Source organism: Oceanotoga sp. (assembly GCF_030445905.1).
In the GTDB taxonomy this organism is placed as follows: Bacteria; Thermotogota; Thermotogae; order Petrotogales; family Petrotogaceae; genus Oceanotoga; species Oceanotoga teriensis.
The window spans coordinates 1-10,841 of sequence record NZ_JASUSU010000069.1 but is presented as its reverse complement, the minus strand read 5'-3'; the positions used below and the strand labels follow the sequence as shown (position 1 = coordinate 10,841).

Below are 10,841 nucleotides of genomic sequence, written 5' to 3'. Positions count from 1 at the left end.
AAACTTGGATGCATGGCTCCTGTTGAGTTCAGAAACCAAGCATCCAATTGTATATAATTTTTTATTAATTTTTGTGTCTACTTGACATGGGTCAGTTCATTCTTTGTAAGAGTTTTTTTTATGGATTTTTTTATGATTTCAAGTTATAATATGATTAGTATTATAATTTAGGTTAATTTTAAACTAATATATTTTATGAATTAATATTTCTTTGATAGTATATCAATTGAAATATAAAATAAATAATAGAAGGTAGGACTTCAGATGAAGAGAATTGTTAAATTTATAGATTCTATATTTGTTTTTGGGTTTAATATTGCTATGGGATTAAATATTGTTGAATCTGTTATTGTAAGCTTTTTAGTATTTATAGGGATATATGCTTTTAGAGTATATGATATAGAGAATATGGAAAGTATGAATGAAACTTTTATAAGAGTATTTGCAGGTAATGTTATTTCATTTGTTGGAATAACAATTTCTGCGATTGTTTTTGATTATAATCTTGCCAAAATATATCTTTTTAATCTTCTTTTTTCACTCGTATTGATTCCTTTTCTTCATAAAATAGAGTATTATCTTTATAGAAAACATGCCCCTGTAAATAAATATCTTGTAATAGGTAGAGAAAAAGAGATAGGTGAGGTTCTTTCACAGATTTCTGAATCTACTAAAGGCAAGATGAAATTTGTGGAGTATATAAATCCTTCTCCACAAAGATTCACAATGCTCATGGATAACCATTATTCACTTTCTTTAGAGGATGAGAGAACTTTTAATAAGATATTGGTTACAGATCCAAAACTCGAAAAAGAGATAAAGTTTGAGATAGATAATTATAAACTTCAAGGTGTTCCCGTCGAATATCTTCCACATATTGCTGAAAAAACTTTAAAGAAAATACCTTTAGATGTTTTATGTAAGTTTGAAAATTATTATAAGGTTGAATTTGAAAAGCAAATAGAAAATTCTCCAAGTAAGAGAATGCTCGATATAATTACTTCAGTATTTTTGCTTATTATATTTTCTCCTTTTATGGGTTTGATTTATTTGGGTGTTTTGTTAGAAGATGGATTTCCTGTTGTATTTAAACAAAGAAGAATAGGCGAAAGGGGTAAACCTTTTACTTTGATGAAATTTAGATCTTTAAAACATGTACCAATAAATAAGGATAATCCAAATGAAGGGTTAGAAGAAAGAGTTTTAAAAATAGGTAAATTTTCGAGAAAGACAAGATTAGATGAGTCTTTACAGTTTATAAATGTTTTAAAAGGAGATATGTCTATAGTGGGTTCAAGGCCTGAGATGCCAGAATTTCATTATAAGATGGTTGATAATATTCCTTATTATATGTATAGACTTAATTATAAGCCTGGAATAACTGGATGGGCACAGATAAATTATAAGCATACTACAACATTAGAGGATTATAAGATAAAAACTGAATATGATCTTTATTATGTGAAGAATAGGAATTTACTTTTAGATATTCAAATAATGATGAAAACAGTTGAAACTATGCTTGGTATGAGAGGAGCAAGATGATATATAAATAATATTTCTGGAATAAATGATTTTGAGTTATTCCAGAACTTTTTATTTTGATTGTAATTTATTTATATTTGAGAAGGTGAATGAATGAAAATAATATCGATAGTGGGAGCGAGACCTCAATTTATAAAAGAAGCTGTAATAAATAAAGAACTTGAAAAAAAAGGAATAAAAGAAGTTTTAGTTCATTCAGGACAACATTATGATTCCAATATGAGCGAGATTTTTTTTAATAAATTAAAAATAAAAAATCCAGATTATAATTTAAATGTTGGATCTGGTACACATGCACAAATGACGGCTAAAATAATGATAGAATTTGAAGAGATAGTAAAAAAAGAAAATCCAGATATAGTACTTGTATATGGAGATACTAATACGACACTTGCAGGAGCTATAGTTGCAAGTAAATTGAAAATTCCAGTTGCTCATATAGAAGCGGGTATAAGACAAGAACCTAAAGATATGCCAGAAGAAATAAATAGAGTTATGACAGATTCCATATCAAAATATTTATTTTGTGCTTCGAAAAGTAGTGTTGAAAATTTAAAAAAAGAAAATAAAGAAGGAATCTTCGTAGGAGATACTATGTATGATTTATACAAACATATGGAAGAAACCTTTAATGAAGATAATATAAAAAAATATGGATTAAAAAAAGAAAATTATATACTTGCGACCATACATAGAGATTTTAATACAGATAAAAAAGAAAAACTTGAAAAAATAATAGAACAGTTGAATAAAATAAATAATGAAATGCAAGTAGTAATACCATTACATCCAAGAACAAAAAATAAAATACAGGAATTTCAATTGAAACCGGAATTTAAAATAATAGAACCTTTAGGATATATAGAAATTCAAAGTCTTGCTAAATATTCTAAATTTGTAGTTACAGATAGTGGTGGACTACAGAAAGAAGCTTATTATGGTGGAAAAAGATCTATAGTTGTAATGCCTGATACTGGGTGGAGAGAGTTAGTAGAGAATAAATGGAATAAATTAAGTGAAAGTGATGAAATATATGAAAAATATAATCAGATGAAGGATGAAAATGTAGATTATCCAGATAATGTTTATGGAGATGGTGACTGTTCATCTAGGATTGTTGATATTATATCAAAATTTGAAGGGTGATTTTATGAAATATGAAATTATTCATTATATTGTAGAGTATTTTAAAGATATATTTAATGAATCAATAAACTTAAAAATTGAAGATAATTATTATGTATTGAATAATACATTGAGATATAAAATTTATGAGTTCTGGACTAAAAAAGATTCAGAACTTTTTTTGGATTTTAATGATTATTCTTTTAAAGGTGATTATATAGGAACTATTTTTTTCTTTTTGTCTGGATACTGGGAATATAATCATGATGATACCAAGGATGATCATGGTAGATTTTTAGCTTCTGAAAGTTTTTCTTATAAGAAAGGTATACTGGAAGAACCTATTGTAGAAATATTGACAGAAAAGATTAAAAATGAATTAAATTTGACTTATAAAAATGAAAATTCAAGAGTTTTTATTACACATGATATAGATTTATTGGGATTTGCAAGAGGTAAAAAATTTATAAGAAATATTCTTGGTGATATATTAAAAAGAAAACAGTTTAAATTAGCTTTTGATAAAATAATTAGAAAAATAAGCAGAAGAGATCCTGTTACTGTATATAATTTATTAAATATTCATAAAAAATATGGATCTAAAGGTACTTTCTTTTTTATGCCTGATATTCAGCCGAATTTTTATGGTGGATGTGGATATAAACCAATAAAAGATAAAAGATATTTGATAGATCTTGAGAAAGAAATTTTATCAACAGGTTCAAGAGTTGGAATACATTATGATGCAAGACATCTTAAAGATGATAGAATGAAAGAAGATATAGGTATACTTAATAATGTTTTTGAAAGTGATATAAGTTGTGGTAGAGCTCATTATCTTTTATTTGATATAAAAAAAAGTTTTGATATATATGAGAGATCGGGAATCAAATTGGACAGCACATGTTCATATGCTGATAGTATAGGATTTAGATTTGGAACATGTAAACCTTTTAGACCTTATAATTTTAAAGAAAAAAGATTATATGATTTTTATGAATATCCGTTAATTATTATGGAAGGAACTCTTATGGATACGAGATATATGGGTTTAAGTCCAGAAAAAGGATTTGAAAAGATTAAAGAATTAATAGATAAAATAGATAATTATAATGGTGTATTTACTTTTTTATGGCATAATACCTCTTTTTATATTCCTGAATGGAAAGATTGGGAATGGGTTTATGAAGACACTATAAAATATGTAAAAAATAAAGGATTTGAATTTATTTGATTTGGAGGAATTTTGATGTCTGTTGAATTTTTATCTGAATCATTCAAAGATGATTGGAATTCTTTTGTTGAGAGTTCTTTGCATGGAAGTGTTTTTTGTCTTTATGAATGGTTAGAATTTAGTACTGATAATGATTTTAAAATTTTAGTATATAAAGAAAATAATAATATAATAGCAGGAATGCCATTGCCTTTTTTTTCAACTAAGAAAATAAAATTACCTCTTTTAGCTCAAAAAATGGGAGTTTTATATGATGATTTTTCTAAATTGAAAAATTCTAAAAAGCTTGAAAAAGAAAAAAAAATTATCAATGCATTTTTAAAAATTTTTAAAGAATATAATTTATCATATAATATGAATTTTGATTGGAATTTTAATAATTGGTTACCTTTTTTTTGGAATAATTATGAACAGAGTACGAGATATACTTATTTAATAGATTTTTCTAATAATACCTTAGAAGATATTTGGAATAATATGGATCAAAATACAAGAAATACTATAAAAAAATCTAAAAAAAATAATGTAACTGTTTCTAATACTACTAATTTAAAAGAATTTTATGAATATAATAAAATGACATTTGAAAGGCAAGGAATGAAAATACCTTATTCTTTTGATTATGTTTCTAGTCTTTTTAAAACCTTTGAAAAAGATATTTGTATATTTAAAGCTTTAGATGATAAAAATAATATTCATGCTATGAATTTTTATATAAAAGATTCAAAATCAGTGTATTATTTAATGAGTGGTTCTGATCCTGAATTTAGAAGTTCGGGTGCGCAGAATTTGATTCAATGGGAAGCTATTAATTATTATTATGATAAAATTAGATATTATGATTTTGAAGGATCTATGGTAGAAAATATAGAGTCTAATTTTAGAAAATTTGGAGCTGATCAGAAGCAATATTTTAATATACGGAGTAAAAGTATTATGAGAAAAGTAAAAGATATTGCTAAAATAATTTTGAAAAGGTAGATATTTATTATGAATTTAAAAGAACTTTTGAAAATAGAGTCTAAAAAGGAAATTTATAGTTTTAGATTTTATTATGATAATTCTTTGTTATGGCCGTATATAAGAACTAAATTTTATAGTCATTTTTTGTATGAAAATGATCAAACTTTAAACACTAATTTTAATTATAGTAAAAAAAATTATATAAAAAATCTCCTTAAATTAAATCCTTATAAGATTAAGGATAAAGATATTTTTATTTTTGGAACTTCTGCAGATAATACATTTAAAAAAGAAGGAAAATTTTTTAATAGAGTTCATGATTATTTTAATTTTGTATATCCAGATAATACAGCGATTTTAGAAAGTAGCTATAATAGAGAATTTAAATTGCCAAGATATTTTAATCATGTTTATTCTAATGATATTATAAAAATAAAAACAACTTTAGCTTCAAAATTAAAAAAAATTAATGAAAATGATTATATAATGGCTAAAGAGTTTATAAAATATATAAAAAAAGAAATTAGTAATGATTTAGATGATTATTTTTATGATGATTTATATAACACTATAATAAATATTGCTTCAAAGATTGAATATAATTTCAAATTCTATGAAAAATTTTTTATTAAAACTAAACCTAAAATAATATTTTTAAATTGTGGTTATTATGGTGGAGAAAATTATATTTTAAGAATTGCAAGATCTTTGAATATAAAAACGGCTGAATTTCAACATGGTCTTATATCTAATAATCATATTGCTTATAATTATGATGATTATTTATTGAATTTTGAAGAGTATAAGTATTATATTCCTGAATATTATTTATCATATGGAGAGTATTGGAATGAGCAAATAAATATACCTGGTAATGTATTTACTATAGGTAATCCTCATTTTTATGAACAGATCAAAAAATATAAAAATATTCCTTCTAAAAAAGATACTATTTTAATACCTTCACAGGGGACAATTACAAAAGAGATGGTAGAAATTGCAATATTTTTAGCTACTGAATACAAAAATTATGATATTATTTTTAAACTTCACCCAGGAGAATTAAATAGTTTGAATTTAATAAAACCTTTAGAAAAATATAGTAATATTTTTATAAAGAAGGATGGAGATATTTTTGATTACATTGCAAAATCAGAAATAATTGTAGCTTGTTATTCTACAACCATATTTGAGGCTATAGGAATGGGTAAGAAGGTTTATATATTGGATAATAATTACTCAAGAGACAACATTCCTGATAAAATTGGAGTATGGTTTAGAAATTGTGAAGAACTTAGAAATAAGATAAATGAGAATGAAGATTATTCACAAAAAAATAATGATATTAATTATTATTTTAATAATAATTGGGAAAAAAATTATAAATATTTTATAGAAGAAGAGGTAGGAATTAAATTAAATGATTAAAAAAATATTAAATAATAAAGTTATAAAGGCTGGAAGTTGGTATACAGTTACAAATTTTTTTACTAAAGGAATCACTTTTTTAACTTTACCAATATTTACACGTCTTTTAAGTACTTCAGATTATGGTATTGTTAATTTGTATACCAGTTATTTAAGTATTTTTACTATAATTTTTTCTTTGGATTTGGTTGCAAGTATACAAAGAGGAAAATTTGATTTTAAAGATGATTTTAATGGATATGTGTCTTCTGTATTATTTTTAGGAACATTATCATTTCTATTTTGTTCTTCTATTGTTTTAATTTTTCATAATTATTTTTCTAAAATATTGGAATTAAGTAATTTACTGATTTTTATTTTACTTTTAAATTCATTTTTTTCATTTGTTCAAAATCTTGTTTTTGCTAAATTTCAAGTAGAATATAATTATAAAAAAGTGTCTTTAATTACTATTTTTATTTCTTTAATAGGAGTTTTTCTTTCAATATTTTTAATAACTAAAATTTTTCCAGATGAAGGATATCTTGGACAAATAATAGGAAAGGCTTTTCCCGTAATTTTATTTGGATTTATTTTAATGATGTATATTTTTTTAAAAGGTAAAAAATTAATAGATTTAAAATATTGGAAATATTCATTATTGATATCTTTACCATTAATTTTGCATGGTGTGTCTGGGATAATAAATTCTCAATTTGATAGAATAATCATAAATAAATATATAGGTTCTTCAGAAACTGGTATATATTCTTTTGCTTATAATGTTGGTATGATTATTATGGTCTTGTGGACATCTACAAATCAGGCTTGGGTTCCATGGTTTTTTGAAAAAATGGAACTCAAAGATTTTAGTTCAATAAAAAAAAGAGCTAAAAATTTTAGAGATTTTTTCACAATTGCTTATATTTTTATTCTTTTTATATCTCCTGAAATAATAAAATTGATGTCTGATAGTTCATATTGGGAAGGTTTATATATAGTTCCATTTATTTTTATGTCCTATTATTTTAATCTTATGTACTCTTTTGAAGTTAATATAGAGTTTTATACTAAAAAAACTCATTTAATTTCTATCGGAACAATCTTTGCAGCATTAGTCAATGTAATTTTAAATCTTATTTTTGTACCTTTATATGGTAGTGTTGCAGCAGCAATAACAACAGTGATTTCTAATTTTGCTTTATTTGCTTTTCATTATCTAATAACAAATAAAGTTTTAAAGATAAATATTTTTGGTTTTAAGTTTCACTTTATTTCTTTGATATATGTTATTTTATCTACTTTAATATTTATAATCTTTAAAGATTATTTAATAATAAGAATAGTTATTTTATTAATAAGTTTTTGGTATTTATTCAAAAAGTACAAAAATATTTTAAAATAATTTGTTGGAGGAATATATTATGAGAGTTTTGGTTACTGGTTCAGAAGGTTTTATAGGTTCGCATTTAACAGAATATTTAGTTGAAAAAGGATATGATGTTAAAGGTTTTGTTAGATATAATTCTGATAATAATTGGGGTTGGCTTGAAAATTCTAAATATAAGAAAGATATTGAAGTTTATACTGGAGATTTAAGAGATTTTGATAGTGTTTATGATGCTGTAAAAGATGTAGAAGCTGTTTTTCATCTTGGAGCACTCATAGCAATACCTTATTCTTATCTTTCTCCTATGGCTTATATAAAAACAAATGTTGAAGGTACTTATAATGTTCTCGAAGCCGCAAGAAAAATAGGTATTAAAAGAGTTGTACAAACATCTACAAGTGAAATATATGGTACAGCACAATATGTACCGATAGACGAAAAACATCCATATAATCCGCAATCTCCTTATGCTGCAAGTAAAGCTTCAGCTGATCATCTTGCCCTTTCATATTATAGGTCTTTTGGAACTCCAGTTACCATAGTAAGACCTTTTAATACATATGGACCAAGACAATCAGCAAGAGCTATTATTCCTACAATTATAAGTCAAATACTTGCTGGTAAGAAACAAATTAAATTGGGAAATTTGAATCCAACAAGAGATTTAAATTATGTAAAAGATACTGCGACAGGATTTTTAGAAGTTGGATTAAATGAAAAAACTATTGGGGATGTTTATAATTTGGGTACTGGAAAAGAAATATCTATTGGAGATTTAGCTGAGAAAATTATAAAATTAACTGGCAAAAAAGTTGAAATAATTACAGATTCTCAAAGATTAAGACCTGAAAAATCTGAAGTTGAAAGGCTTTTATCAAATTCAGATAAATCAAGAAATTTAACGGGATGGGTTCCAAGATATACTCTTGAAGAAGGTTTATTAGAAACTATTGAATGGATAAAAAGTAATTTAAATTATTTTAAAACTGACATATATAATGTATAAGAGGTTGATTTTATGAAGAATATATTATTAGATGCACCAAATTTAGGAAAACTTGAAAAAGAATATTTAATCAAATGTCTTGATAGTACATTTGTTTCTACTGCTGGACCATTTATTCCAGAATTCGAAAAAAAATTTGCAGAGTATACCAAGAGCAAAAAAGCTGTAGCTGTTCAAAGCGGAACTGCAGCTATATATATGGCTTTATATGAAGCGGGAATAAAACCAGAAGATGAAGTTATTGTTCCAGTTATAACTTTTATAGCTACTGTTACTCCTGTTGTTCATCTTGGAGCTGTTCCTGTTTTTGCTGATGTTAATATTGATACATGGACTATTGATCCAGAAGAAATTGAAAAACTTATTACAAATAAAACAAAGGCCATAATTCCTGTTCACTTATATGGAAATCCATGTGATATGAATAAAATTAATGAAATAGCTAAAAAATATAATTTAAAAGTTATAGAAGATGCAACTGAAAGTCTTGGAGCTACTATTAATGGAAAAATGACAGGAACTTTTGGTGATTTTGGGTGCTTTAGCTTTAATGGAAATAAAATTATGACCACTGGTGGTGGTGGTATGATTATTTCAAATAGCGCTGATTCAGCAGATCATATTAAATTTTTGATAAATCAAGCAAGAGATGTGAGTAAAGGGTATTATCATCCTGAAATTGGCTTTAATTATAGAATGACAAATCTTGAAGCAAGTTTAGGCCTTGCACAGTTTGAAAGACTTGATGACTTTTTAATAAAAAAAATATCTTATGCTGATATTTATAATGAAAAATTTAAAAATACTAATATAAAAATGCAAAAGGTTATGAATGGAGCAAAAAGTTCTTGGTGGTTACCTTCTGCAACAATAGAATCTAATTTGAGTATTCCAGAAATACAAAAAGAACTCTCTAATAAGGAAATTCCTTCAAGAAGAATATTTATGCCTATAGTTGAATTTCCTCCTTTTGAAAAATATAAAAAAGGAGAATATAAAAATGCTTATTATATTTATGAAAATGGTATAAATTTACCAGGTTCTACTATGAATGATTCAGAACAGATTGATTATATTTGTACTTCATTAAAAGAGGTTATTAATAGATGATTATATCTTTTTCTGATAATATTGATAATATAAAGAATTCTATTTATTTTGATAAAAATTATAATAAAATTTTTGCTGAATATGATGAAAGCAATTTTGTTGTTATAAAATTAATCAAAAATAATAAAATAAGTTTTTTACCTTTGCTCTTGCATAAAATCGAAGATTATTATGAAGCATATAGTAGTTATGGGTATGGTGGAATAGTTGGAGATATTGATTATTTAAGTGAAAAAGATTTTGAAGAAATAATTGAGTTTTGTAAGAGTAATAAAATTATAGATATTTTTATTAGAAATGCTCCATTTTTAAATAATTATAAAATTATTCCAGATAAGTTTAATTTTTTTAATAGAATTACTTATACAAAAGTTTTAAATAAATGTGCTTCATTTTCTGATTTTAAAAAAGATTTGAATCAAAAAATAAGATGGTCTATTAATTATGCAATTAGAAATAGTTTGGATGTAAAAATAAAAAAATATGATGAAATAAATGATTATGATTTAGAAAATTTCTATAACTTGTATAATAAAGTTATGTCTTTTAGACAAACGAGTGATTATTATTATTTTTCAAAATATTTTTTTGAAAAAACCTTTAAAACTTTAAAAGAAAAATGTGATTTATTTTATATTGAAAAAAGCAATAAATTTATAGCTGCTTCTCTTTTTATGCTCGATGATGATTATGTTCATTATCATTTTAGTGCATTGGATAGAGATTACTCAAAGTATCAACCCATGGAATTATTGATGTCAAAAGCTATTTATGAATACGGAAATTTGGGATATAAATATCTCCATTTAGGTGGAGGTTTATCCCTTGATGCGAGTGATGGTCTTTCAAGATTTAAAAGAAAATTATCTGATTTTGAATCCAAATTTTATATTTCAAAAATAATTTGTGATAAAGATAAATATAATTATTTTAGAGATCATTATGATATTCGAAATAATTTATTTTTAATAAAGGATGCTAAATATTGAATATGATTGGTGGAGAATTATATTTTTTTAATAAAGGATGCTAAATATTGAATATGATTGGTGGAGAATTAT

At 24.4% G+C, this 10,841-nt stretch carries 9 protein-coding genes; all 9 read left to right on the top strand.

The features are described from left to right. Nucleotides 1-264: 264 nt before the first annotated feature. Nucleotides 265-1,545 (top strand): exopolysaccharide biosynthesis polyprenyl glycosylphosphotransferase, encoded by a 1,281-nt coding sequence (locus tag PWP28_RS13275; RefSeq protein WP_308644959.1) that lies wholly within the window; start codon nucleotides 265-267, stop codon nucleotides 1,543-1,545. A 93-nt stretch (nucleotides 1,546-1,638) separates the two neighbouring features. Next, on the top strand, nucleotides 1,639-2,691 hold the full coding sequence (wecB, locus tag PWP28_RS13270) for a non-hydrolyzing UDP-N-acetylglucosamine 2-epimerase (protein ID WP_308644958.1): 1,053 nt from the start codon (nucleotides 1,639-1,641) through the stop codon (nucleotides 2,689-2,691). Between the two features lie 4 nt (nucleotides 2,692-2,695). After that, on the top strand, nucleotides 2,696-3,904 hold the full coding sequence (locus PWP28_RS13265) for a hypothetical protein (RefSeq protein WP_308644957.1): 1,209 nt from the start codon (nucleotides 2,696-2,698) through the stop codon (nucleotides 3,902-3,904). A gap of 15 nt (nucleotides 3,905-3,919) precedes the next feature. Next, nucleotides 3,920-4,885, top strand: coding sequence for a peptidoglycan bridge formation glycyltransferase FemA/FemB family protein (locus PWP28_RS13260; protein ID WP_308644956.1), 966 nt, complete (start codon nucleotides 3,920-3,922; stop codon nucleotides 4,883-4,885). A 9-nt stretch (nucleotides 4,886-4,894) separates the two neighbouring features. Further along, a complete protein-coding gene (locus tag PWP28_RS13255) occupies nucleotides 4,895-6,295 on the top strand; it encodes a hypothetical protein (protein WP_308644955.1) in 1,401 nt (466 codons plus the stop codon). Continuing rightward, the gene (locus PWP28_RS13250; protein ID WP_308644954.1) at nucleotides 6,288-7,679 is read left to right on the top strand and encodes an oligosaccharide flippase family protein; all 1,392 of its coding nucleotides are present in this window, start codon (nucleotides 6,288-6,290) and stop codon (nucleotides 7,677-7,679) included. Before PWP28_RS13255 ends, PWP28_RS13250 begins: the two co-directional genes overlap by 8 nt. Nucleotides 7,680-7,698: 19 nt before the next feature. Further along, the gene (locus PWP28_RS13245; protein ID WP_308644953.1) at nucleotides 7,699-8,670 is read left to right on the top strand and encodes an NAD-dependent 4,6-dehydratase LegB; all 972 of its coding nucleotides are present in this window, start codon (nucleotides 7,699-7,701) and stop codon (nucleotides 8,668-8,670) included. Nucleotides 8,671-8,682: 12 nt separating this feature from the next. After that, nucleotides 8,683-9,780, top strand: coding sequence for an aminotransferase class V-fold PLP-dependent enzyme (locus tag PWP28_RS13240; protein WP_308644952.1), 1,098 nt, complete (start codon nucleotides 8,683-8,685; stop codon nucleotides 9,778-9,780). Continuing rightward, on the top strand, nucleotides 9,777-10,769 hold the full coding sequence (locus PWP28_RS13235) for a GNAT family N-acetyltransferase (RefSeq protein WP_308644951.1): 993 nt from the start codon (nucleotides 9,777-9,779) through the stop codon (nucleotides 10,767-10,769). The genes PWP28_RS13240 and PWP28_RS13235 overlap by 4 nt, the downstream gene beginning before the upstream one ends. Nucleotides 10,770-10,841: the final 72 nt, after the last annotated feature.

Excerpts from the sequence above, each read along its gene's own strand:
- PWP28_RS13245 (WP_308644953.1), top strand. The coding sequence starts at position 7,699 with ATGAGAGTTTTGGTTACTGGTTCAGAAGGTTTTATAGGTTCGCATTTA.
- PWP28_RS13275 (WP_308644959.1), top strand. The coding sequence starts at position 265 with ATGAAGAGAATTGTTAAATTTATAGATTCTATATTTGTTTTTGGGTTT.
- PWP28_RS13235 (WP_308644951.1), top strand. The coding sequence starts at position 9,777 with ATGATTATATCTTTTTCTGATAATATTGATAATATAAAGAATTCTATT.
- PWP28_RS13240 (WP_308644952.1), top strand. The coding sequence starts at position 8,683 with ATGAAGAATATATTATTAGATGCACCAAATTTAGGAAAACTTGAAAAA.
- PWP28_RS13250 (WP_308644954.1), top strand. The coding sequence starts at position 6,288 with ATGATTAAAAAAATATTAAATAATAAAGTTATAAAGGCTGGAAGTTGG.
- PWP28_RS13265 (WP_308644957.1), top strand. The coding sequence starts at position 2,696 with ATGAAATATGAAATTATTCATTATATTGTAGAGTATTTTAAAGATATA.
- wecB (WP_308644958.1), top strand. The coding sequence starts at position 1,639 with ATGAAAATAATATCGATAGTGGGAGCGAGACCTCAATTTATAAAAGAA.
- PWP28_RS13260 (WP_308644956.1), top strand. The coding sequence starts at position 3,920 with ATGTCTGTTGAATTTTTATCTGAATCATTCAAAGATGATTGGAATTCT.
- PWP28_RS13255 (WP_308644955.1), top strand. The coding sequence starts at position 4,895 with ATGAATTTAAAAGAACTTTTGAAAATAGAGTCTAAAAAGGAAATTTAT.